Source organism: Porticoccus sp. GXU_MW_L64 (assembly GCF_052983295.1).
In genome coordinates, this window is sequence record NZ_JBRKJK010000006.1 from 116,386 (window position 1) to 141,414 (window position 25,029).

Consider the following 25,029-nt stretch of genomic DNA (forward strand, 5'->3'; position numbering starts at 1 on the left):
CCCTCTTAGTAAGTACGTGCTTTGGGTTTGAAGGTATCGACGGTGTTGGGCGTAAAGTTCACCTCCCTCTTGGCCACCCGCTTGTCTTGCGGGAAGTACAGGGAGTGGCACAGCCAGCTGTCGTCGTCGCGTTCCTGGAAGTCTTCGCGGGCGTGAGCGCCGCGAGATTCCTTGCGTTCTTCCGCCGCCACTGCCGTTGCTTCCGCCACTTCCAGCAGGTTTTGCAATTCCAGGGCTTCGATACGGGCGGTGTTGAAAGCGGCGCTTTTGTCGTCCAGGCGCACATTCTCAATACGGGTGCGCAGCGCTGCCAGCTTTTCGATGCCCTCTTTCATAAAGTCGCCACGGCGGAACACGCCAAAGTGATTCTGCATGATGCTCTGCAGCTCGGCCCGCAGCTCGGCGGCGCCTTCGCCATCGTTGCTGCTGTTGACGCGGTTGAGGCGCGCCATGGCTGCGTCGATGTCGGCAGCGCTGGCATCGTCCAGCTCAATGCCTTCGCGCAGCTGTTTCTCGATAAACAGGCCGGAGGCGCGGCCAAACACCACCAGGTCCAGCAATGAGTTACCACCCAGGCGGTTGGCACCGTGCACCGATACACAGGCGGCCTCGCCACAGGCGTAGAAGCCGGGAATAACCACGTCGTTGCCGTTTTCATCCTGGGTCAGCGCCTGGCCATTTACGTTGGTGGGAATGCCACCCATCATGTAGTGACAGGTAGGCACCACCGGAATCGGGTCTTTCGCCGGGTCGGTGTGAGCGAAGGTTTTGGAAAGCTCCATAATGCCGGGCAGACGGCTGTTGAGCACTTCTTCACCCAGGTGATCCAGTTTCAGGTAAACGTGATCGCCGTTCTCGCCACAGCCGCGGCCATCGAGAATTTCCAGAACCATGGAACGGGCCACCACATCGCGCCCGGCCAGGTCTTTGGCGTTGGGGGCGTAACGCTCCATAAAGCGCTCGCCGTCCTTGTTAATCAGGTAGCCGCCTTCGCCGCGACAGCCCTCGGTCACCAACACGCCGGCACCGGCAATACCGGTGGGGTGGAACTGCCACATTTCCATATCCTGCATCGGGAAGCCGGCGCGCAGGGCCATGCCAATACCGTCACCGGTATTGATGTGGGCATTGGTGGTGGAGGCGTAGATGCGGCCAGCGCCGCCAGTGGCAAATACTGTGGCTTTGGATTTTACGTACACCACTTCGCCGTCTTCGATATTGATGGCGATAACACCCACCACCGCACCGGAGCCATTCTTCACCAGATCAACCGCAAACCATTCATTCAGGAAGGTGGTGTTGTTTTTCAGGTTGCTCTGATACAGGGTGTGCAACAGGGCGTGACCGGTGCGGTCAGCGGCGGCACAGGTGCGTGCCGCCTGGCCACCTTCGCCAAACTCTTTGGACTGGCCACCAAAAGGGCGCTGGTAGATGCGGCCTTCTTCGGTGCGGGAGAACGGCAAGCCCATGTGTTCCAGTTCAAACACGGTTTCCGGGCCAACCTGACACATGTATTCAATGGCGTCCTGGTCGCCGATATAGTCCGAACCTTTTACGGTGTCGTACATGTGCCAACGCCAGTCGTCGTTGGGGTCGGCGCTGGCAATGGCGCAGGTAATGCCACCCTGGGCAGATACCGTGTGCGAACGGGTGGGGAATACTTTGGTGATCACGGCAGTGTTAAAGCCGGATTGTGCCATCTGCAGCGCCGCGCGCATGCCGGCACCACCACCGCCCACAACAATACCGTCAAATTCAATAGTTCTTATATCAGCCATGGGTTTTGTATCCCCTCGGATTACGCTGTTGTCAATGTATCGGGATCTGGATGGACGCCTTCTCAGACTCCAACAGTGGCGGATATGGGATGCCGGCAGACCCTTACAAATGGCTCTTTATGTGTTTTGCCATGGGGTTTTCCAGACTTTCCGCAAAAGCCCCCACCCCTTTAAAGCCGGCTGATTATAGGATCGTTACAAGGCCATTACAAATACATAACCACTGTATTTCCCCGGGCTGCAGGCTTTTGTTTCGCCACCCGTGGAAAACACCGTCACAATCGTGTAAATCAGTTACAAAACAGCAATATGAGTTGACATAAAACCCGCCAAACGATAGCTTTCTCCACGGTTATTTATCCAGTTTTTAAGGGTTTCCCCTGTTTCTGGCCTGTTATTTTCTTACACACCTATCCCGATAGTGGTACAGGTGCCCAATTGGAGTTTGTATGTCTGACAAAAAAGCATTTCTTACACTTGAAGGTAGCGACACCCCCATTGAGTTACCTGTATACAGTGGTACCGTCGGCCAGGACGTCGTCAACATCGCTCCATTAGCATCCAACAACCTTTTTACCTTTGACCCGGGCTTTACCGCCACTGCCTCCTGCGAATCAAAAATCACCTATATCGATGGCGCCAACGGGGTTCTATTGCACCGGGGTTACCCGATTGGGCAGTTGGCGGAAAAATCCGAATTTCTGGAAACCTGCTTCCTGCTGCTGAACGGCGAACTACCCAACGCCGAGGAAAAGAAAGACTTTTACAACACCATCACCTATCACACCATGGTGAGCCGCTCTATTGAAGTGTTCCTCAACGGCTTCCGCTACGACGCCCACCCCATGGCCATCATGTGCGGCTCTGTGGGCGCCATGTCCAGCTTCTATCACGACTCACTGGACATCGCCAACCCGGAACACCGGATGATTTCCGCCCACCGCCTGATCGCCAAAATGCCCACCCTGGCAGCCATGTGCTACAAGCACTTCATCGGCCAGCCCTACATCTACCCGGATAACTCCCTGAGTTACTCCGAAAACTTCCTCCATATGATGTTCAACACCCCCTGTGAACACAAGGAAATCAACCCCATTCTGGCCCGTGCCATGGACCGCATTTTTATCCTGCACGCGGACCACGAGCAAAACGCCTCCACCTCAACCGTGCGTTTGGCTGGTTCTTCCGGCGCCAATCCGTTTGCCTGTATCGCCTCCGGTATTGCCGCACTGTGGGGCCCCGCTCACGGCGGCGCCAACGAAGCCGTACTGAACATGCTGGAAGAAATTGGCGACGAGAGCCGTATTGACGAATTTGTCGCCCGCGCCAAAGACAAGAACGACCCCTTCCGCCTGATGGGTTTTGGTCACCGGGTGTACAAGAACTTCGACCCCCGCGCCACCATTATGAAGCAGACCTGCGACGAGGTACTGGAAGCCCTGGGCGTGGAAGACCCCCTGCTGAAAATTGCCAAGCGCCTGGAACAAATTGCCCTGGAAGACGAATACTTTGTGGAGAAAAAACTCTACCCCAACGTGGACTTCTACTCCGGCATTATCCTCAAAGCCATGGGCATTCCGGTGGAAATGTTTACCGTTATCTTCGCCACTGGCCGCACCGTGGGGTGGATCGCCCACTGGAACGAAATGCTCAGCAACGCCTACAAAATTGGCCGTCCGCGGCAACTGTATACCGGCCATGCGCAGAGGGACTATCCGGGATAATAGCTTCGTCAGTTAGTCATAAAGAAACCGTCCAGTTTGGGCGGTTTTTTTGTAGTGGTCGCACGTCTGACGTCGCACGTCGCACGCTAAAACCAATTCCCCCATTGCTGTCATCCTGAGCGTAGCGAAGGATCTCGTACTTCGCTTGAACTGCGAGATCCTTCGCTACGCTCAGGATGACAGTATTGCAGTGGTTTTAGCGTGCGACGTCAGCTTTCTTTGGAACGTAAGGCGTCGTGCGGCCAACGTCTTTACCGATAACCCGCAAACCCATACACTTACCCCCATAAGCACAACAACCACTCCCAGCCGTATGGTGCCGATACTCGCCCGCTTTGTTACTCCCCTGCTCTGCCTCATGGCGGCACTGATTGCCCTGCCCCATGCGGCCAATATCCCCGGCGAGCAACTCGCTGCACTGCCCTACGTAATTTGCGGTCTGGCGGCACTGATCGCCCTGATTGCCCACCAGGGGCGGGAACTGGCCACCGCGCTGCTGGCCATGCTCTGTTACTGGTTAATTCGCAGTTATCTACAAGCGGCGCTATCCAGCCAACCCGCGGGGCAAATATTCTCCCTGCTGGCTCTGTGGCTGCCCATCACCATCGGCGCTCTGCTGCTGTTGCCAGACACCAGCTGGCGCCATCCCAGTGGCCTTATCGCGGTGCTGGCAGCACCGCTGACCACGCTGCTGATGAGCGGCCTGTTTGCCATCAACCCACTGTGGTTCAGCGACCAGGCCAGCGCTTTGCTGGCTACCAGTTTTCACGGTTTAAAACTCCCCACACTGAGCGCATTCCTGTTTATCGCCGTATCATTGCTGGCAACTTTCCGATTGCTGTGGCGCAACAACTACGCTGACAGCAGCCTGCTGGGTTGCGCCCTGCTGACCGGCATTACCCTGGGCTGGCTGCAACTGGCCAACATCTCTGCTCTGCTGTTTGCCACCGCTGGCCTGGTGTTATTGATCAACCAGGTGTTGAGTTTCCTGCACATCGGCTACCGGGATGAACTCACCCAAATCGCCAACCGCCGCGCCCTGCACAAAGCCGCCAAAGAACTGCGCAGCAACTACAGTCTGGCCATGGTGGACATCGATCACTTTAAAAAAATCAACGACAAACACGGTCACGATCTGGGGGACCAGGTACTCAAAGTGGTGGCTGGCAAACTGCGTCAGGTAGGCAGTGGCGGCAAAGTATTCCGCTATGGCGGTGAAGAATTTTGCCTGCTGTTCAATGGCAAAAACGCCGAGCAAACCGAAGACGAACTGGAAAAACTGCGCCAGACCATCGCCGAATACGACATGGTCATGCGCGACAAACACAACCGCCCCCGGCGACAAAAAAACGGCATCAAAAAACGCGGCGCCACCCGCCGCAAAAGCAATATTCGGGTAACAGTGAGCATGGGGCTGGCAGACAGCTCAGTGGCCGATGGCGCTTTTGAGCGGGTAATGAAAGCGGCGGATAATGCACTTTATGGGGCCAAGAGAAGTGGGCGAAATCGGTTGAAGGTGGCGGCGTAACCTGCCTTGCAGGTTACGCTGCCATCCTGAGCAAAGCGAAGGATTTTGTTGAAGAAACCAGGATCTTTCGCTGCGCTCAAGATGACAGTTCTTATCCTCCGTTCCATGCGGGCTAGTCCTGAGTCAATTCTGAGCGTTCAACAACCCGCTTTAAATTCTCCAAACCCGCTTGATAGTCGGGCCCTACAAGACCATCCATCATCAAACCAAAATAGCGGGCCAAAATATTCCAGCCATGGTCGGCGTCGAACGCCCAGATTATTTGGGTGGCATCACCATCGTCACTTAGTTTGAAATAAGCGACTGCGGTGCCTTGCGAGCCAAAATCCAAAAAGGTTTCCAGATATTCACTGGGACGAGAAACGGTGATTTCCTGAGAGCCCGAGCCAACTTGATCACTGTCGCTTTGCCAGGACATTTTGGCGCCAACGCCACTGGCCGGGCCGCTGAATTCATATCGGGTATCGGGATCTTTTGCCACCCACGGGGACCACAAGTTGAATTTTTGATAATCGTTGAGGTAGGCAAAAACTTCAGATTTGGGCGCATTGATTATTGTTGAACGTTCTACGTGGGTACTGCCCGGCAATATAAAACCCACAACCACCAGTAACAGCACAAGTAATAACAAACCTTTGAGTATCTTCATGGTTCTTTCTCCTTGTGATAAATAATGGAAACCACAGGTAGGGTGGATTAGCGAAGCGTAATCCACCAATGGCTCATGGGATGGCGGATTACGCTGCGCTAATCCGCCCTACGGCAATGATCGGGTGGTTTAAATAGCGCTAAAGCCCAACTCCAGGTCTGCTTTTATATCTTCAATATCTTCAAGCCCCACCGCCACGCGAATCAAGCTGTCGCGAATACCCGCCTGTTCCCGCTGTTCATCCGTAAGGCTGCCGTGGGTAGTAGTGGCAGGATGAACAATGGTGGTTTTGGCATCCCCCAGATTGGCAGTAAGCGACAGTAGCTGGGTGCTGTCGATCACTTTCCAGGCTTGCTCGCGACCACCGTGAATCTCAAAGGCCACCACGCCGCCAAAAGCCTTTTGTTGCGCTTTGGCCAGTTCGTGGCCGGGATGATCCGGCAGGCCAGCGTAGTACACTTTGGCCACTTTCGGGTGTTCGTTCAACCACAGAGCCAGCGCCATGGCGTTGGCGGAGTGCGCCTCTACCCGCAGACGCAGGGTTTCCAAACCTTTGAGGAATATCCAGGCATTAAATGGGCTCATATAAGGGCCGGCGGCGCGAATAAACATGCGCACTGCGTTGATATGCTCCTTGCTGCCTACCACCGCACCACCCAGAGCGCGCCCCTGGCCATCGATGTATTTGGTGGCGGAGTGAATAACAATATCCGCTCCCAGCTCGATGGGCTTTTGCAGCGCGGGCGTGCAGAAACAGTTGTCTACCAGCAGCAATGCTTTGTGTTCGTGAGCCAGATTCGCCAATTCGCGAATATCACCAACCACCGCACGGGGGTTGGAAGGGCTTTCGATAAACAGACCCTTGGTGTTGGGTTGTATGGCTGCTCGCCAGCCATCCAGATCGTCCAGCGCCACATAGGATACTTCCAGGCCAAAACGACTCAGGTGTTTGCTGAACAGGGCGATGGTGGCACCGAACACATCTTTGGAACAGATGATGTGGTCGCCAGCGTTAAATAACGCCATGCAGGTACAGAGAATCGCCGCCATTCCCGAAGCGGTACCAATACCTGCCTCCGCTCCTTCCATAGCGGCAATGCGCTCTTCAAAAGTCCTGACAGTGGGGTTGGTGTAGCGGCTGTACACGTTGCCGTCGCGCTCATTGGCAAAGGTCAGTGCCGCTTGCTCGGCGTTGTCGAATACATAGCTTGAGGTGAGGAACAGCGCTTCAGAATGTTCCTGTTCGTGGCTGCGGGAAGTGCCACCGCGAATGGCGATGGTGTCGAGGCTTAGTTTGTTGTTGTCGTTCTTGTTCACGTTTTGTACCCGAAAAATATTTACATCGTCATCGCGAGGAGCCGCAGGCGACGCGGCGATCTCCAACAAGGCACTCCGAAACATAAAGATTGCCACGGCCTACGGCCTCGCAATGACGGGAGTTGTAAGCTACCGTGCCGCCGAAGCGTTGTGAATGCCAATCAAATCTGAGGATTCCGACCCACCGTCTTTGCCACCCTTGGCGTTGTCGTTGCGGGCGGCATTCAGGGCATCCAGGTACGCCTGATCCACATCGCCGGTCACGTACTCGCCATTAAACACCGAGCAGTCAAAATAATTGATGTCGCTGTTGCCTTCTTTGGCGGAGTCAATCAGGTCCGCCAGGTCTTGATAAATCAGCTTGTCGGCGCCGATGCATTCGGCAATTTCCTCAACAGTGCGACCGTGGGCGATCAGCTCCTCCGCCGAGGGCATGTCGATGCCATACACATTAGGGAATTGCACTTCCGGGGCGGCGGAGGCCATATACACCTTATTGGCACCGGCGTCTCTGGCCATCTGGATAATCTCACCACTGGTGGTACCGCGCACGATGGAATCGTCTACCAGCAATACATTCTTGCCCTGAAATTCCAGCTTGTTGGGGTTGAGTTTCTGGCGCACGGATTTTTTGCGCTGCTTTTGCCCCGGCATGATAAAGGTGCGGCCGATATAGCGGTTTTTCATAAAACCTTCGCGCAGCTTCAGGCCAAGGCGCTCGGCAATACTCTGGGCGGCCACCCGACTGGTATCGGGAATGGGTATCACTACGTCGATGTCGTGGTCGGGCATTTCCCGCAGGATTTTTTCCGCCAGTTTTTCTCCCTGGCGCAGACGGCATTTGTATACCGATACATCGTCGATCATGGAATCCGGACGAGCAAAGTAAACGTGCTCGAAAATACAGGGCACCAGCTTGGGGTTGTCTGCACACTGACGGCTGTGAAGGGTGCCGTCCATATCCACAAACAGCGCTTCGCCGGGGTAGACACTGCGCACCAGCTCGTAACCCATGGTGTCCAGGGCAACGCTCTCTGAGGCAATCATGTATTCGCGGCCACCTTTGCATTCGCGCACACCATACACCAGGGGGCGAATACCCAACGGGTCGCGGAAGGCAAACAGGCCGTAATTGGCAATCAACCCCACCACCGCATAGGCCCCGGTGCAGCGACCGTGAAGGCGCTCAATGGCGGCAAAAATATCATCGGCAGCGGGTTTCAATTTGCCCTGGGATTGCAATTCATTGGCAAACACATTGAGCAGCAGCTCGGAATCCGAATCGGTGTTTACATGGCGCATGTCGGATTTGAAAATATGTTCGTGCAATTGCTCAGCATTGGTCAGGTTGCCATTGTGAGCCATGCAAATGCCGTAGGGGGAATTCACGTAGAACGGCTGCGCCAGTGCCGGGCTGGAGCTGCCCGCTGTGGGGTAACGCACATGGCCGATACCCACATTACCCACCAGATGTTTCATATGGCGGGTGTGGAAAACATCTTTCACCAGGCCGTTGTCTTTGCGCTGATGGAACAGGCCGTTTTCACAGGTGGTGATTCCCGCCGCATCCTGCCCCCGGTGCTGCAACATGGTAAGGGCGTCGTACAGTTCCACATTGACGTTACCATTACCAAAAATGCCGACTATGCCACACATATATCAAGGTACCTGAGATTCGCGGTCTGGCTGCTGCAAACCGGTTTGTAAAAAAGTATTTGGGGCTTCCTGCTCTCTGTTGAGCAGGTCTTTCCCCGATTCATACAGAGCGCCACCCATATCACCGGCCCACTGTTCAAACTTGAGAAATTGAGGAATCAACCGCGACTGCTGCCACCAGGGGTCTTCATCCACTGGCAGGGCTTTGGGTACCAGCACCAGAATAATCAACACCAACACCAGACCACGGGCAATGCCGAACAGAGAGCCGATCAGCCGGTCGGTGCCGCTCAAGCCGGTGGCTTTTACCAGCTGACCAATCAGGTAGGTCACCAACATGCCCACCAACAAAGTCGCCAGCAACAGCACCACCCAGGCAACGATCAGTTGCAGGGACGGAGTTTCGATCAGATTGGTAAACTGGCTGGCGAGTGACTGGTAAAAATTGGCGGCAACCACAACTGCAGCTACCCAGACGGCCAGGGAAAGCGCTTCGCGAACAAAGCCCCGCACCAGGCTAATCAGTGCGGAGAGCGCGACAATAGCGATAATCGCCCAGTCAGCCCAATTCATTGCTTGTTCCCACTCGCTACAGGTGGCGCGATTCTAACATTGCCCTATGGCTCAAAAGAAAGGATTTTTGATGTAACTTTGTACTTGCTGTCGATTTTCCCCTGCTGTGTGAGCAGGGTTTTCTTGTCCGCATCCGGGCCGACGTACACAAAGAACAAACCGCGAGCGGGGTTCTCACGCTGATAGGCCTTGTAACCATCCGCCAGCAGTGATTGTTCCAGGGTTTGCGCCCTGCCCTGCTCACTGAAGGCACCCACCTGAATCACCCAGGCGGCAAGTATGCCCTGGTCGTTCAATCCCGGCGTAGGCGGCACTTCCTCCACAACTTTTGGCTCTTCAGCTCCAGGCGATGGCTGCTCTGTTGCTGGCTCGCTGTCATCCGGCTGGAAGATACGCTCTGCGGGTTTGGGGTATTGAATATTTGCCGGGCGAACAGGCTCATCAAAAGACCGGGTGGAAATATCCGGCTGTGGCGGGATTTGCGAGTTGCGGTCGATGTAACGCTCGCCGCTGAAATCAAACAGCATGGGCAGGAAGATAATCGCCAACGCCGCCAATACAAAAGCGCCCACCACCCGTTGTTTCAGACCGTCATTCACTGTTCGCTCCCCTGAGCCACTGCAGTGCAGCTGCCACGGTAAAGAAAGACCCAAACACCACCACCGTACCACCGACTCCGGCCTTTTCCAGAGCCTGTTCAATGGCACCGCCAACACTGTCGACCGCGGTGGCCGAATGGCCGCTATTGTACAACAGTTGGCACAAATCGGAGGGCTGCGCGGCGCGAGGGTTATCCGCCAGGGTTGGCAGAAACCACTGCTCCATCAAGCCGTCAAATGGGGCAATCACTGCGGGCAAATCCTTATCCGCCATCATTGCCAATACCGCCTGACAACTACCGTCTTTGGGCAAGCGCTGCGCCAGCAATTGAGCCGCTGCGGGATTGTGAGCCACGTCCAGTATTAACTGGCGATCCCCCAAAGCAATGCGCTGAAAGCGGCCCGGCGGGTTGCTCTGTGGCAATTGCTCTGCCAGTTGATTGGTCGTCAACTCCACACCCAGCAACTGCGCCGCCTTTACCGCACAGGCGGCACTGGGGTATGGCAGGTGCCCGGGAACCAGCTCCGGGGGCAGGGTAAAGTCTTTGCCCAGATAAAGGTCCTGACAGCCGTATCGCTGCGCTTCGGCAATAAAGTTAGCGGGCAGATTTGTCTCGCCGCACAACAGCGGCCTGCCCCGCCGGGCAATACCGAGTTTTTCAGCGGCGACGGATTCGCGGCTATCTCCCAGGTATTCCCGGTGGTCCAGGTCGATACTGGTAACCACGGAAATATCCGCATCAATAATATTCACCGCATCCAGGCGCCCCCCCAGCCCCACTTCCAGAATGGCCACATCCAGTTCGCACTGTGCCATCACCACAAAAGCCGCCAGGGTGGTAAATTCAAAATAGGTCAGTGATACATCCGCTCGCGCCTGCTCCACCGTTGCAAAGGCATCAAGTAATTGGGCATCGCTCACCGGCTCGCCGTTAATGGCAATGCGTTCGTTAAAGCGCAACAGATGGGGGGAGGTGTAGGTAGCGACTTTCAAGCCACTGTGCTGTAACAGCGTGGCCAGGGTTTCTACACAGGAGCCTTTGCCGTTGGTACCGGCCACGGAAACCACCTTGCCAGCCAAAACCCTGTGGGCAAAAACAGCGTCGCCGAGGCGTTGATACACCTCGGCGATGCGATCCAAGCCCAGGTCAATTTCACTGGGGTGGCGGCTTTCCAGCAATGCCAGCCAGCCTTGAAGGGAATCCGGATTGTTCAATGGCTGCTACGGGGTTTCCTGAACTTCGGGTTCAGGTTCAGGCTCGTCGTCCTGAACAGGTGCCGCAAATTCTGGCCGGCCGGTAAATTTGGCCAGCAGGCGAGCCACCGTATCGCGCATTTCCGGGCGCGGAATAATCATGTCGATGGCACCGTGTTCCAGCAAAAACTCGGCGCGCTGGAAGCCGGCGGGTAATTTCTGGCGAATGGTCTGTTCGATGATATTGGGGCCGGCAAAGCCCGCACGTGCGCCGGGCTCGGCGGCATTGATATCACCTAACAGCGCAAGACTGGCGGATACACCACCGTACACCGGGTCGGTCATAATGGAGAAATACGGCGTGCCCTGCTGCTTGAGTTTTTCCACAATGGCGCTGGTTTTGGCCATTTGCATCAGCGAGATAAGCGCTTCCTGCATGCGTGCACCACCGGTAGCCGGGAAGCAGATCAGGGGGATATTTTCCTGCAGTGCGAGCTTGGCAGCGCGGGTGAATTTCTCGCCCACCACGTAGCCCATGGAGCCGCCATGGAAGGCAAATTCAAAGGCCACCACCACGATGGGCAAACCTTTGAGCGTGCCGCGCATGGCCACCACCGCGTCTTTCTCTCCGGTTTTTTTCTGGGCGTCTGTAAGGCGGTCCTTGTACTTTTTGATGTCTTTGAACTTCAGCCGGTCAATGGGCTCCACATCGGTACAGATTTCCTCACGGCCGTCTTTGTCCAGAAAAATATCCAGGCGTCGACGGGCGCCGACTCGCATATGGTGAGAGCATTTGGGGCACACATCCAAATTGCGTTCCAGCTCTGGACGATAGAGCGGCGCGCTGCATTTGGGGCATTTTTTCCACAGCCCTTCCGGTACGCTTTGGGTGCGGTCTTTCTTCTGGGTGGTAAGGCCCTGGGGTCTGATCTTTTCAAGCCAGCTCATTCTGTAAACCTGTGTATATTTTAAGCTTTTCCGTCATTGCGAGCGAAGCGCGGCGATGACAACTACTCAAGAATCAAGTGATGTGCGAATTTCGCTCACTATATCACTGATAATAGAGGGAATTGAGTCATTTTTCTCACCCGCCGCATTCCCCATGGCTGACACAATGGCACTGCCCACCACGGCGCCACTGGCCGGTGCTGCTGCCGCTTTTGCGGTAGCGCCATCTTTAATACCAAAACCAACGCAAACCGGCAGTTGTGTCAGGGAACGGATCTCCGCCAGCTTGTGCTCCACCGAGGCAATATCCAGGTGGCCGGCACCGGTAACGCCTTTCAGGGAAACGTAGTAAATAAAGCCACCGGCCTGGCTGACAATAGCCTGCTGGCGCTCCCTGGTGGTGGTTGGGGCAATCAGGAAAATATTTTCCAGCTGCCTGGTGCGCAACACATCGGTAAAACCCGCAGATTCTTCCGGCGGCAGATCCACCGTCAGTACGCCGTCAACTCCCGACTCGCTGGCAGCAGTGGCAAACTGCTCATAACCCATTTTCTCAATGGGGTTGGCGTAACCCATCAGAATTATCGGGGTATCGGCGTCCTGCTGGCGAAACTCCGCCACCATCGCCAAAATATCCCGCAAGCTGGTGCCGTGCTTCAAGGCCCGTTCGTGACCCAGCTGTATAACCGGCCCTTCCGCCATAGGGTCAGAAAACGGCACGCCGATCTCCAGAATATTGGCCCCCGCCGCTACCATGGCGTGCATGGTTGGCACAGTGGTTTCTGGTGCGGGATCTCCGGCGACAATGTAAGTCACCAAGGCTTTGCGACCGTCAGCTTCCAGCTGTTGAAGGGTTTTACTGATTCTGTTCACTTGATTATCCTGCTTTCAGTTGGACGTTTGATGTTGGGCGTTCGACGAATACCTCGATCTGGCTTTCGTCAAACGTCCAACATCGAACGTCAAACAGTTATACCGTCAATTTCGGCAACGGTAAGAATGTCTTTATCACCACGACCAGACAGATTCACCAGAACAACTTGCTCCGGGCTCATGGTCGCCGCCAGCTTTTCCGCATAGGCCAGAGCATGGCTGGATTCCAGCGCCGGCATAATGCCCTCTATCTGGGTGAGTTTACGGAAGGCCACCAAAGCCTCGTCGTCGTCGATGGTGACGTAATCCACCCGCCCCTGATCTTTGAGCCAGGCGTGTTCCGGACCAACGCCGGGATAATCCAGGCCAGCGGATACCGAGTGGGTTTCGATAATCTGGCCGTTTTCGTCTTCCATCAAGTAGGTGCGGTTACCGTGCAATACACCGGGCACACCCACCGTCAACGGCGCAGCGTGTTCGCCGGTTTCCACACCGTGGCCGCCCGCTTCCACGCCGTACATGGCCACGGACTCGTCGGCCAGCATCGGGTGAAACAAACCGATGGCGTTAGAGCCACCACCCACACAGGCCACCAGTGCGTCCGGCAATTTACCGGTCATCTCAAGACACTGGGCGCGGGCTTCGCGGCCAATCACCGACTGGAAGTTGCGCACCAACTCCGGGTACGGGTGGGGCCCGGCACAGGTGCCGATGATGTAGAAGGTATTATCGACGTTGGTTACCCAGTCGCGCATGGCTTCGTTCATGGCGTCTTTCAGGGTGCGGGAGCCGGAACTCACCGGGTGCACCGTGGCCCCCAGCAGCTTCATGCGATAGACGTTGAGTGCCTGACGGCGCACATCTTCTTCGCCCATATAGACGTGGCATTCCAGCCCCAGGCGCGCGCAAACAGTGGCGCTGGCAACGCCGTGTTGCCCGGCTCCGGTCTCGGCAATAATGCGGGTTTTGCCACTGTATTTGGCCAAAAGCGCCTGACCGATGGTGTTGTTGATCTTGTGGGCGCCGGTGTGGTTCAGGTCTTCCCGCTTCAGGTAAATCTGTGCGCCGCCGGTTTCCCGGGACCAGCGTTCAGCGTGATACAAAGGCGATGGCCGGCCTACATAGTGAGCCAGATCACGGTCGAATTCCGCTTGCAGCTCCGGGTCCGCCTTCAGGCGGGCATAGCTGGCTTCCAGCTCACTGAGAGCGTGCATCAGGGTTTCCGACACAAAGCGACCGCCGTAAGGCCCAAAGTGGCCACTGTTGTCCGGGTACTGGTTGAAATCAATAGTTGAAGAATTACTGCTCACTGTGATCTCCGGCTACGCGCTCTTGGCGCGTTCAATAAACTGTTGCATTTTTTCGGGGCTTTTGACGCCTTTTGCCGCCTCTACCCCGCCACTGACATCCACTGCGTAAGGGCGGACGGTTTTCACCGCCTCCACTACATTGTCCGGGTTCAGGCCACCGGCCAGTATCACGGGCTTGCCCAGTTGCGGTACTCGCTGCCACTCAAATACCTTGCCGGTGCCGCCGTATTTGTCTTTCTGCCAGGCATCGAACAGCAGCGCCTGGGCATTGGCAAACTTTTCCGCCTCGGCTACCACATCCAGATCCGGCGCCATGCGAATGGCTTTGCACCAGGGCATCCCAAACTGCTCGCAGAACTCGGGCGGTTCGTCGCCATGGAATTGCAGCAGTTGCAGGGGCACGGATTTCAGCACGTTGTTGATAGTGTCGGCACTGGCGTTCACAAACAAACCCACCAAGGTCACAAACGGGCCGACCGCAGAGGCGATTTGCCGGACCTGCTGCACCGAAACCGCCCGTGGGCTGGGCTCGTAAAACACCACGCCAATGGCGTCGGCACCCACATCCAGAGCCTGACGCGCATCGTCTACAGAGGTGATACCACAAATTTTTACACGAGTTGCCACGGCAAGGGTTAACAGGTGATTGCAAAGCGCGGATTCTAGCAAAATCACCTGTTGGCAGCTATGCAAAATATTGCCGTGGTATGACGAAAGTTGGGGGGGTATTGGGCGCGCCTGGGAGGTGGCTGGGAATTTAAGGATTTTCGTGGCACTGAATGGCAAAACGTGAACGACGACATTAAAAAGCGATACTTATTGAATACATATCGTATTCTATTAACAAGAGCACAACAGGGTTATGAGTAGCGCTTGCCGCGATCTATCGCTACAAAGAAGCGGTCAATGATGTAAACTTACCGCACTTTCTCGCTCGAATCCCCCCCCAACAAACCTCAAGGAAACAACCGCTGTCCACAAGGCGGTTGTCGCAATGGCTGGTGGACGCAATAAGGGCCGGCAGGCCATTGAGGGAAATTGAACTCTGCCGGATAGCTTACATTCACCAGATACAAACCTTCCGGCGGTGCGGTAATGCCCGCCTGGTTGCGGTCGCGCAGGGCCATTAATTCGTCGATCCATTGCGGTGACTTTTCGCCAACCCCTACTGCCATCAAAGCCCCGGCAATATTGCGGCACATGTGCAATACAAAGGCGTTGGCGCGCAGTTCGATAATTACCAGGTCGCCCTGACGCCATACATCCACATAGTGCATGTTGCGGTTGGGGGTTTTTGATTGGCAGCCCGCGCCGCGAAAAGAACTGAAGTCGCGTTCACCCAACAGGTAGTTGGCGCCCTGCTGCATGAGTGTTTCGTCCAGCGGCAGGCGCTGCCAGGTCAGGCCACCATGATTCAGCGCTGGCCGGTAGGCCTGGTTGCTGATTACATAGCGGTAGGTACGAGCAGTGGCGCTAAAACGGGCGTGAAAGTGCGCAGCAACCGGCGCAGCCCAGTGCAACCGGATGCTGTCCGGCAAATTGGCGTTGGCGCCGAGAATCCAGTTGCGCGGTTCCCGCTCAGCCAGGGTATCGAAATGAATCACTTGATTGGTGCCGTGTACGCCGGTGTCGGTGCGGCCGGCGCAGGCAATGGTGATGGTTTCCGCCGCTACTTTCGACAGGGCGCGCTCTACTTCTGCCTGCACGCTGGGGCTGTGGCTCTGCCGTTGCCAGCCACAAAAAGCACTGCCGTCGTATTCAACGACGGCAGCTATGCGGCGCATGCCTGGTGGCATTTTGTCTTCGGGGCTCAACAGGCGGTTGCGTTGATAGCCTTCAAGGGTGTCTGGCATGGAGTATTCTCATAACTCAGAGTACCTGAATGGAGATTACCGCGTCGCCTGCGGGTTGGCTCGCAATGACGGGCTACTATTACCCTCGTCATTGCGAGCAAAGCGAAGCAATCTCCATCCAGTTACCACCTAACTCACAAAACCCTCTGTCACATTGGTCGAGATCGCCACGCTTCGCTCGCGATGACGGGGTTAGGGCCAGTGATTCCTTAAAAGGACGAGCTATTCCAGGTCGTCGAGCAGTTTTTTGGCTTCGGCTTTTTGCTCGTCGTTGCCTTCTTCGATCACTTCTTCCAGCATTTCCCGGGCGCCGTCGGCGTCCCCTACATCACTATAGGCTTTGGCCAGATCCAGCTTGGTGCCAATCTCGTCCCCTTCCATATCCAGGTCGAAGTCGTCATCGCTGTCTTCTGGTTCGGGCTGTGCATCTTGCTCGTCGGCAGGGGCTTGATCTTGTTCGTCTGCGTCCTCCTCTGGCTCAGAGGTTTCTTCAGGTTCATCGTCAGAGGTGTCTTCTGCCAGCAGCGCGTCATCCAGGTCAAGCTCGGCTTCAAAGTCCTGGTCGTCGTCGGATTCTTGCTGTTCTCCTTCATCGGCTTCATCAAACTGAGTCAGCAGTTCTTCCAGGTCTTCATCTTCTTCCTCGCCCTGAAGCGTATCCTCTGGCTCGCTTTCTTCAAGAGATTCGTCTTCTTCCTCAAAATCGAACAGTTGGTCCTCATCGGAAAGGTCTACGACTTTTTCCTGGGGCTCCTCCTCCGGTTCGGGCTCAGATTCCTGTTCCTCCGGCCCGGTTTCGTTCAGCTCAGCAATGGCGGCTGCGGGTTCCGGCTCATCAAATGTGGGCTCAGGTGCTTCGTCAAAGACAAATGCATCTCCCTGATCGTCGTCTTTTTTGCGACGCAGGCCCAATGCCACCAACAGGACAAGCAGCAGGCCGATTCCCGCCATCAGGTAGTATTTGTACTGAGCCAGGAAGCCTTGCTCGGATTCTGTAGCCGCTGGCTTTGCAGGCGCTTTTTCTGAAGACGTTTGCTCTACAGTGGACGGAGTATCCTGCTGTTCCACTTTTGCCTCGGCAGCGGCTTGTTGTTCCGCTTGTTGTTGCAACTGTTGGTTCTGAACCTGTGCTTGCTGCGCCTCGCCCAAGGTGCTGTTTTGTATTTCCACAATGCGGTCATTGGTGGCCACTTGCTGCTCCAGCAATGCAATACGATCGCGGGCTTCTTCCAGCTCCCGGTCTTTGCGGGCCAGTTCTTCCTGGGCAATGGTCAAATCGTTGGACAGGCGCTCGCTGTTTCCAACACCGCCGGTCTCGCTGCCATCGTATTCGGATACTGAATGGTCCTCGTCACCGCTGGCAGCATCGTCAGTGGCCGCAGACAGCTTAAGTCTGCCATCGGATTGTGGCTGACTGCCTGCCGATGGTGCCGGGCTGTCGGTAGCGTCGATCAGTGCGCCGCTTTGGGTTTGCTGGCTGATGTCTGCCACGGCATCGCTGTGGCTGCTGTTGATTTGCGAACCGGCGGGCAAGCGTAGGATTTCACCGCGCTTCAGCAGGTTGATATCGCCCCGTACAAAGGCACCGGGATTGAGCTGGTGAATGGCCACCATGGTCTGATGAATGCTGGCGCCCTGGGGTCGGGAACGCTTGGCGATGCTCCACAGAGTATCGCCGCGAGTCACTTCATAGTCACTGCCCACTTCCAGATTGCGATTCACTGACGATTGTGGTGCGGGGGTTGAGGGTTGCGCGGCAGGCGTTGGTTGGGAGCTGCGACTGCTTTGCACCGCTTTGGGTTTGGCTTTCTCGTCGGAGTACACCGGCAGGTCGATCAGCAGCGTGTAGTTGCGCAGCAGGCGGCCACTGGGCCATTGCATTTCTACCAGAAAGTCCAGGAAAGGCTCGCGCACCGGCTTGTCGGATTTCACCACCACTTTGGGGCGCGCGCCGGACAGGTCAACGTCAAACTGCAAACCGTTGAGAAAAAAGTCGCGGGGTACACCGGCGCGGTCAAAGTCCTTGCGACTGGCGAGGTTAACGAATAATTCCAGTTCGTCCAGGTCCCCCACACTCAGCAGTTCGATTTCGGCATTGAGAGGCTCGTTAAGAGCGGAGTTCAGTTTGATCTCACCCAATCCGACTGCCGATGCAGCTTGAGATACCAGAAGCGCCAACGCAGCGCTGAGAGCTTTGACCTTGGGAGAAGCCATAATGTGATTGTCCTGTCTACATTATTGTATTGGTGCCCGCAGCGACCAATTATCCGGGCGTATTTTTACAGGTACGTTTCTATCAGCAATTCGGCGATTTGTACACTGTTAAGTGCGGCGCCTTTCCGCACATTATCCGACACAATCCACAGATTGATGCCGTTGGGGTGCGATATGTCCTCGCGGATACGGCCAACATAAACCGCATCCTTGCCCGCTGCATCACCCACCGGGGTTGGGTAACCGCCGGGTTGACGCTCATCCAGCAGCTCCACACCCGTGGCATCCACCATCAGGGCGCGCACTTCGTCTTCGCTGATGGGCACCCGGGTCTCCAGATGCACCGCTTCGGCGTGACCGTAAAACACCGGTACCCGCACGCAGGTGGGGTTTACCCGAATGCTGCTGTCGGCGAAGATTTTTTGGGTTTCCCACACCATCTTCATTTCTTCCCGGGTATAGCCATTGTCCTGGAAGTCGTCGATATGGGGCAGTACATTAAAGGCGATTTGCCTGGGGTAAACCGCTTCTTCCGCGGGCAGCCCATTGAGTAACCTGGCAGTCTGCCCGGCCAGTTCGTTGACCCCTTTGCGGCCACTGCCGGAAACAGATTGGTAGGTGCAAACGTTAATGCGTTCGATACCTACTTCGTCGTGAATGGGCTTTAATGCCACCAGCATTTGAATGGTGGAACAGTTGGGGTTGGCGATGATATTGCGGGTGCTGTAACTGGCCAGAGCATCCGGGTTCACCTCCGGCACCACCAGGGGCACATCCTCGTCGTAGCGGAACTCGGAGGTGTTGTCGATCACCACACAACCGGCATCCGCCGCGATGGGCGCATACTGTGCAGACACCGAACCACCGGCGGAAAACAGCGCGATTTGCACTTTGGAGAAGTCGAACTCCGCCAGGTTCTCCACCAGTACCGGACGCTTGTTAAACAATACGGTTTCGCCAGCGGAGCGTTCGCTGGCCAGGGCGTAAATCTCGCCCACGGGAAATTCGCGCTCTGCCAGCAGTTCCAGAATCGCCTCGCCAACAGCGCCGGTGGCACCAACTACCGCAATATCGACATTGTTGTGTTCGTCCACCAATCAAGACTCCAGCAGAATTCGCAGCATACGGCGCAAGGGCTCGGCAGCGCCCCACAACAGTTGATCACCAACCGTAAATGCAGACAGGTATTCGCCACCCATGTGCATTTTACGCAAGCGCCCCACCGGAATATGCAGGTGGCCGGTGACCGCTGTTGGAGTTAAATCACGAAGGCTGTCCTCCCGCTGATTGGGTACCACCTGCACCCAGTCGTTGGCTTGCGCCAACATGGATTCCACTTCGTCCATGGGCACATCGCGGTTGAGTTTTACCGTCAGCGCCTGGCTGTGGCAGCGCATGGCGCCAATGCGCACGCATACACCATCCACAGGAATTATCTTGGTGCTGCGCAGGATTTTGTTGGTTTCCACCTGGGCCTTCCATTCTTCTTTGGACTGGCCGTTTTCCAGTTGCACATCGATCCAGGGCAGCAGGCTGCCCGCCAGGGGCGCACCAAAGTTGTCGGTGGGAAAGCTGTCGCTACGCATGGTATCGGCCACCTTGCGGTCGATATCCAAAATGGCGGAGGCCGGGTTGTCCAGCTCCACCGCCACATTGTCGCGCAGCACACCCATCTGGCTGATCAACTCGCGCATATTGCGGGCACCGGCGCCGGAGGCCGCCTGATAGGTCATTGCGCTCACCCAGTCCACTACGCCGTTTTTGAACAGTCCGCCCATGGCCATCAGCATCAGGCTGACGGTGCAGTTGCCGCCAATAAAGTTTTTCACGCCGTTGGCAATGCCGTCTTTGATCACATCCAGGTTGACCGGGTCCAGCACAATCAAGGCACTGTCGTCCATACGCAGGGCAGAGGCGGCATCGATCCAGTAGCCGTTCCAGCCCGCTTCACGCAGTTGCGGATAAACCGCTTTGGTGTAGTCACCGCCCTGACAGGTGACAATAATATCCATGGCGCTGAGTTGGGTGATATCGGTAGCGTCTTTCAGGGTTTCGGTGGCCTCTGCCGGGCCCGCCTGTCCTACCTGGGATGTGGTAAAAAATACCGGTTCGATATCGGCGAAATCGTTCTCGGCACGCATGCGCTCCATCAATACGGAGCCCACCATGCCGCGCCAACCTACAAGACCTACTCGTTTCATCGCACTTCTCTTTTTAAACCTGATTATTTACATTGCGGTGATGGCCCAAGTTTGAGCCACCTTTATTTACTGTGTCATTCGGGATAACCCTATTCGACAGTCACGCTTCGCCCAAAACCTCAACGACCGCATCACCCATCTCACCGGTAGAGACCCGTACATGGCCATCGGTGTAAATATCGGCGGTGCGCAGGCCTTTATCCAGCACGCTATTCACTGCACTTTCAATGGCATCTGCCGCTTCACTCATGTTGAGGGAGTAGCGCAACATCATTGCCGCAGACAAAATGGTGGCCAGCGGGTTGGCAATGCCCTGACCGGCAATATCCGGTGCCGAACCATGGCAGGGTTCGTACATACCCTTGCCGCTGGCATCCAGTGACGCGGATGGCAGCATGCCGATGGAGCCGGTGAGCATGGCGGCGGCGTCGGAAAGGATATCGCCGAACATATTGCCAGTGACCATCACGTCGAACTGCTTGGGGGCGCGTACCAGTTGCATAGCGGCGTTGTCCACGTACATGTGGCTCAGTTCCACATCCGGGTAATCTTTGGCCACTTCTTCCATGACTTCGCGCCACAAAATAGTGGCTTCCAGCACATTGGCTTTGTCTACAGAGCAAACGCGGCCACCGCGCTTGCGAGCGGATTCAAAAGCCACCACACCAATACGGCGGATTTCTGACTCGCTGTACTTGTAGGTGTTGTAACCCTCGCGCTCGCCGTTTTCCAGGGTGCGGATACCGCGCGGTTGGCCAAAATAAATGCCACCGGTGAGCTCGCGTACAATCAGAATATTGAGCCCGGATACCACTTCCGGCTTTAACGAGGAGGCATCTGCCAGTTGCGGGTAGAGAATCGCCGGGCGCAGATTGCCAAACAGCTCCAGCTCAGAACGAATGCCCAGCAGACCGCGCTCCGGACGGATATCCCGCTCTATGTTGTCCCATTTGGGGCCACCGACAGCGCCCAGCAGCACCGCGTCCGCAGCCCTGGCCTTTTCGGAGGTTTCCTGTGGGTAGGGTGAACCGTATTTATCGATGGCCGCCCCACCCAGCAGACCGTGATCAAAGGTCAGGCCCAGGTTGAATTTTTCGTCCACCACACGCAGTACACGCTCGGCTTCAGCGATAATTTCCGGGCCGATACCATCGCCGGGGAGGATTAGAACCTTGTTGATCATATTGTTATCTCTCATGTCGATTTTTTGGAGTCGCACGTCTGGCGTCGCATCCAGCTATTCTGCCATCCTGAGCGAAGCGAAGGATCCTAGACTTCATTGCAAGGACGAGATTCTTCGCTTCGCTCAGAATGACAAAAAGTAGGAGTACGCCTTCAGCGTGCGACGTCTGACGTGCGACCCAAGTTTTTTTACTTTATCGCCCCAAACAACCAGGGGCACTGTTCCTGCCAACCCGTTTCAAACTCACGAATGGCATCGGCGTCTTGCAGGGTCAGGCCAATATCGTCCAGGCCGTTGAGCAGGCAGTGCTTGCGGAATGGGTCTACGTCGAAGGGAATGGCATCACCGTCCGGGCGTTTGATCAGTTGGGCATCCAGATCAATGGTCAGCTGATAGCCTTGATTGGCCTCTGTGGATTTAAACAGATCATCAACAATATTTTCTTTTAAAACAATGGGCAATAAGCCATTTTTAAAGCTGTTATTGAAAAATATATCCGCGTAGCTGGGGGCAATTATGGCGCGAAAACCGTAGTCCACCAGCGCCCAGGGAGCGTGTTCACGGCTGGAACCGCAGCCAAAATTTTCCCGCGCCAGCAGAATGGAGGCGCCCTGGTAGCGAGGCTTGTTGAGCGCAAAACCCTCGTTGATGGGGCGCACACTGCAGTCCTGCCCCGGGTAACCTTCATCCAGATAGCGCAGCTCGTCAAACAGGTTGACGCCAAAACCGGTGCGCTTGATGGATTTCAGAAACTGCTTGGGGATGATCATATCGGTATCCACATTGGCGCGATCCATGGGCGCGGCGATACCTTGCAGAACGGTAAACTTGTCCATCTTTATGCCTCCATCATCTGGCGAACATCGGTGAAGTGACCGGCAATAGCCGCCGCCGCTGCCATCGCCGGGCTCACCAGGTGGGTACGGCCCCCAAAACCCTGGCGACCCTCAAAGTTGCGGTTACTGGTAGAGGCACAGTGTTCGCCGTTGCCCAGTTTGTCGGCGTTCATGGCCAGGCACATGGAACAACCGGGCTCGCGCCACTCCATTCCAGCGTCGATAAAAATCTGATCCAGCCCTTCCGCTTCTGCCTTGGCTTTTACCGCTTGCGAGCCAGGCACGATCAATACCTGCTTGACGGAATCCGCCACCTGACGCCCTTTGGCCACTGCCGCGGCTTCCCGCAGGTCTTCCAGGCGGGAGTTGGTGCAAGAGCCAATAAATACCCGGTCCACAGGAATACTGCTGATGTCCTGCCCCGCTTGCAGGCCCATATATTCCAGGGCGCGGCTGATGCCGTTGCTTTTTACCGGGTCGCTTTCGTCCGCCGGATTGGGCACGCTAGCATCCACTGGCAGCACCATTTCTGGCGAGGTGCCCCAGGAAACCTGTGGCTTGATATCGGCACCATTCAACTCCACGACAATATCGAACTGCGCATCCGCGTCGCTGTGCAGGGTATTCCAATAGGCAACCGCCTTGTTCCAGTCTTCCCCTTCAGGGGCGTACTCGCGGCCTTTAACGTAATCGATAGTGGTACCGTCCACTGCCACCATACCGGCGCGGGCGCCCGCTTCAATGGCCATATTGCACACGGTCAGACGCCCTTCCATGCTCATATCCCGGAACACCTGGCCGCCAAACTCAATGGCGCAGCCGTTGCCACCGGCGGTGCCAATTTTGCCGATAATGGCCAGTACCACGTCTTTGGGGGTAACCCCGCTTCCCAGTTCGCCGTCCACGCGCACCAGCATGTTTTTCATTTTGCGCTGAATCAGGCACTGGGTGGCCAGCACGTGCTCCACCTCGGAAGTGCCGATACCGTGAGCCAGTGCCCCCAAAGCACCGTGGGTGGAGGTGTGGGAATCGCCGCACACCACCGTCATGCCTGGCAAGGTAGCGCCCTGCTCCGGGCCGACCACGTGAACAATGCCCTGGCCGGGATCGTTGATGCCGTGTTCGACAATGCCGAATTCGTCGCAGTTTTCATCCAGGGTTTTTACCTGAATGCGGGATGTTTCGTCTTCAATGCCATCCACACCCGCCAGGCGCTCGGCACTGGTGGTGGGCACATTGTGATCCGGCGTGGCCAGGTTCGCGTCTATCCGCCAGGGCTGGCGATTCGCCAGACGCAAACCTTCAAAGGCCTGGGGGGAGGTCACTTCGTGCAGCAATTGACGGTCGATATAAATCAGCGCAGTGCCATCGTCGCGCTGTTTGACCAGGTGCGCATCCCACAACTTGTCGTAAAGGGTTTTTCCCGCCATTGGCTAATCTCCTGAATGGGTTGAGCGTGGCTTGTGAAGGATAAGTGCCCGGCATTTTAGTCTTCTCTTGCAATAAAATAAATTCATCTTTTTAATACATTGAATTCCTAACAGGAATTCAATCTGTGAGATGAAAGACGGGAGACAAGGGATGGACACATCACTGTTAGCGGCCTTTGTTGTGGTGGCAGAAGCAGAATCTTTTTCCGTGGCGGCCGACCAACTGCACCTTACCCAATCTGCAGTCAGCAAGCGCATTGCCCTACTGGAACAACAACTGGATTGCCGTCTGTTTGACCGCATCGCCCGCACTGTTAGCTTAACCGGCAGTGGCCGCGAGTTGCTGCCCAGAGCCCGCAGCATTCTCAGCGAATTGCAGGCCACCCGCCAGGCCATTACTGATCTCAGCGGTTCCGTAAGCGGCACTTTGCGCCTGGCCATCAGCCACCACATTGGCCTGCGGCGATTGCCAAAGGTATTAAAGCGTTTTACCAGGGAATATCCGGACGTTTCTATTGATATGGCCTTTATGGATTCGGAGAGTGCCTACGACAATATCCTGCACGGCCATTTTGAACTGGCCATTATCACCCTGTCACCCCAGCAGCACCCGAAGGTGGTAGCACACAGCATCTGGCCCGACGACTTGACCTTTGCGGTGGCGCCGGATCACCCATTGGCGCAAGTGCCGTTTACGCTGGAAAGGCTGCAGCAATACCCGGCCATACTGCCGGAGCTGAATACCCACACCAGTCAGATAGTCACCGAACTGTTTGCTCGCGAGAAGTTACAACTGAATACCGCCATGACCACCAACTACCTTGAAACCATCAAAGGCATGGTGGCCATCGGTATGGGTTGGAGCCTGCTGCCCTGGACCATGGTGGACGACAGCCTGACGGCGCTGCCATTGCGGGAAAAACCGCTGCTGCAACGGCAGCTGGGCTATATCCACCACAACGAAAAAACCCTGTCCAATGCGGCCAGGGCTTTGATAACCATGCTGCGGGCTACGGGCAGCGAGCCACGAGCAGACCGAGCGTAATTGTCATCCTGAGCGCAGCGAAGGATCTCGGGGGTAAGCCAACTTGCGAGATCCTTCGCTGCGCTCAGGATGACGGGATTCCACCATTCTGCTCGCAGCCCGAAGCCCGCCGCTCGT

Annotated in this window: 21 protein-coding genes; 3 read left to right on the plus strand and 18 right to left on the minus strand. The window is 56.1% G+C overall.

The window, feature by feature from the left end:
- Positions 1-5 precede the first annotated feature (5 nt).
- A complete protein-coding gene (gene sdhA / locus ACVBEJ_RS06000) occupies positions 6-1,778 on the minus strand; it encodes a succinate dehydrogenase flavoprotein subunit (RefSeq protein ID WP_447128705.1) in 1,773 nt (590 codons plus the stop codon).
- A 449-nt stretch (positions 1,779-2,227) separates the two neighbouring features.
- Between sdhA and ACVBEJ_RS06005 the strand changes: the two genes are divergently transcribed.
- Positions 2,228-3,502: a citrate synthase gene (locus tag ACVBEJ_RS06005; protein ID WP_447128706.1), complete on the plus strand. Its 1,275-nt coding sequence runs from the start codon at positions 2,228-2,230 to the stop codon at positions 3,500-3,502.
- A gap of 190 nt (positions 3,503-3,692) precedes the next feature.
- On the plus strand, positions 3,693-5,030 hold the full coding sequence (locus ACVBEJ_RS06010; protein ID WP_447128707.1) for a diguanylate cyclase: 1,338 nt from the start codon (positions 3,693-3,695) through the stop codon (positions 5,028-5,030).
- A 112-nt stretch (positions 5,031-5,142) separates the two neighbouring features.
- Here the strand turns inward: ACVBEJ_RS06010 and ACVBEJ_RS06015 are convergent, their stop codons facing one another.
- The 17 genes from ACVBEJ_RS06015 to leuC form a co-directional block, all read right to left on the minus strand.
- Complete coding sequence (locus ACVBEJ_RS06015; protein ID WP_447128708.1) at positions 5,143-5,679, minus strand: SRPBCC family protein; 537 nt, start codon at positions 5,677-5,679, stop codon at positions 5,143-5,145.
- A 129-nt stretch (positions 5,680-5,808) separates the two neighbouring features.
- Positions 5,809-7,080, minus strand: a complete 1,272-nt coding sequence (locus ACVBEJ_RS06020) for an O-succinylhomoserine sulfhydrylase (protein WP_447128709.1) — start codon at positions 7,078-7,080, stop codon at positions 5,809-5,811.
- Between the two features lie 45 nt (positions 7,081-7,125).
- Entirely contained in the window at positions 7,126-8,652 is a 1,527-nt protein-coding gene (gene purF, locus ACVBEJ_RS06025) for an amidophosphoribosyltransferase (RefSeq protein ID WP_447128710.1), read from the minus strand.
- A gap of 3 nt (positions 8,653-8,655) precedes the next feature.
- A complete protein-coding gene (locus tag ACVBEJ_RS06030; RefSeq protein ID WP_447128711.1) occupies positions 8,656-9,225 on the minus strand; it encodes a CvpA family protein in 570 nt (189 codons plus the stop codon).
- Between the two features lie 44 nt (positions 9,226-9,269).
- The gene (locus ACVBEJ_RS06035; RefSeq protein WP_447128712.1) at positions 9,270-9,824 is read right to left on the minus strand and encodes an SPOR domain-containing protein; all 555 of its coding nucleotides are present in this window, start codon (positions 9,822-9,824) and stop codon (positions 9,270-9,272) included.
- A complete protein-coding gene (locus ACVBEJ_RS06040) occupies positions 9,817-11,040 on the minus strand; it encodes a bifunctional folylpolyglutamate synthase/dihydrofolate synthase (protein ID WP_447128713.1) in 1,224 nt (407 codons plus the stop codon). Before ACVBEJ_RS06040 ends, ACVBEJ_RS06035 begins: the two co-directional genes overlap by 8 nt.
- Positions 11,041-11,046: 6 nt before the next feature.
- Entirely contained in the window at positions 11,047-11,967 is a 921-nt protein-coding gene (accD, locus tag ACVBEJ_RS06045; protein WP_447128714.1) for an acetyl-CoA carboxylase, carboxyltransferase subunit beta, read from the minus strand.
- A gap of 66 nt (positions 11,968-12,033) precedes the next feature.
- Positions 12,034-12,840 carry a tryptophan synthase subunit alpha gene (trpA, locus tag ACVBEJ_RS06050; RefSeq protein ID WP_447128715.1) on the minus strand — a complete coding sequence of 269 codons (807 nt, stop codon included), beginning with the start codon at positions 12,838-12,840 and terminating at the stop codon, positions 12,034-12,036.
- A gap of 89 nt (positions 12,841-12,929) precedes the next feature.
- Positions 12,930-14,150 carry a tryptophan synthase subunit beta gene (gene trpB, locus ACVBEJ_RS06055; protein ID WP_447128716.1) on the minus strand — a complete coding sequence of 407 codons (1,221 nt, stop codon included), beginning with the start codon at positions 14,148-14,150 and terminating at the stop codon, positions 12,930-12,932.
- 12 nt (positions 14,151-14,162) lie between these two features.
- Positions 14,163-14,777, minus strand: coding sequence for a phosphoribosylanthranilate isomerase (locus ACVBEJ_RS06060; protein WP_447128717.1), 615 nt, complete (start codon positions 14,775-14,777; stop codon positions 14,163-14,165).
- 329 nt (positions 14,778-15,106) lie between these two features.
- Positions 15,107-16,003: a tRNA pseudouridine(38-40) synthase TruA gene (truA, locus tag ACVBEJ_RS06065; protein WP_447128718.1), complete on the minus strand. Its 897-nt coding sequence runs from the start codon at positions 16,001-16,003 to the stop codon at positions 15,107-15,109.
- Between the two features lie 222 nt (positions 16,004-16,225).
- Positions 16,226-18,217 carry a FimV/HubP family polar landmark protein gene (locus tag ACVBEJ_RS06070; protein WP_447128719.1) on the minus strand — a complete coding sequence of 664 codons (1,992 nt, stop codon included), beginning with the start codon at positions 18,215-18,217 and terminating at the stop codon, positions 16,226-16,228.
- A gap of 65 nt (positions 18,218-18,282) precedes the next feature.
- On the minus strand, positions 18,283-19,311 hold the full coding sequence (locus tag ACVBEJ_RS06075; protein WP_447128720.1) for an aspartate-semialdehyde dehydrogenase: 1,029 nt from the start codon (positions 19,309-19,311) through the stop codon (positions 18,283-18,285).
- 3 nt (positions 19,312-19,314) lie between these two features.
- Positions 19,315-20,418 (minus strand): aspartate-semialdehyde dehydrogenase, encoded by a 1,104-nt coding sequence (asd, locus tag ACVBEJ_RS06080; RefSeq protein ID WP_447128721.1) that lies wholly within the window; start codon positions 20,416-20,418, stop codon positions 19,315-19,317.
- A gap of 100 nt (positions 20,419-20,518) precedes the next feature.
- On the minus strand, positions 20,519-21,601 hold the full coding sequence (leuB, locus tag ACVBEJ_RS06085; RefSeq protein ID WP_447128815.1) for a 3-isopropylmalate dehydrogenase: 1,083 nt from the start codon (positions 21,599-21,601) through the stop codon (positions 20,519-20,521).
- 188 nt (positions 21,602-21,789) lie between these two features.
- Positions 21,790-22,437 (minus strand): 3-isopropylmalate dehydratase small subunit, encoded by a 648-nt coding sequence (leuD, locus tag ACVBEJ_RS06090; RefSeq protein WP_447128722.1) that lies wholly within the window; start codon positions 22,435-22,437, stop codon positions 21,790-21,792.
- 2 nt (positions 22,438-22,439) lie between these two features.
- Positions 22,440-23,867 (minus strand): 3-isopropylmalate dehydratase large subunit, encoded by a 1,428-nt coding sequence (leuC, locus tag ACVBEJ_RS06095; protein ID WP_447128723.1) that lies wholly within the window; start codon positions 23,865-23,867, stop codon positions 22,440-22,442.
- A gap of 151 nt (positions 23,868-24,018) precedes the next feature.
- Between leuC and ACVBEJ_RS06100 the strand changes: the two genes are divergently transcribed.
- Positions 24,019-24,912, plus strand: a complete 894-nt coding sequence (locus ACVBEJ_RS06100) for a LysR family transcriptional regulator (RefSeq protein WP_447128724.1) — start codon at positions 24,019-24,021, stop codon at positions 24,910-24,912.
- Positions 24,913-25,029: the final 117 nt, after the last annotated feature.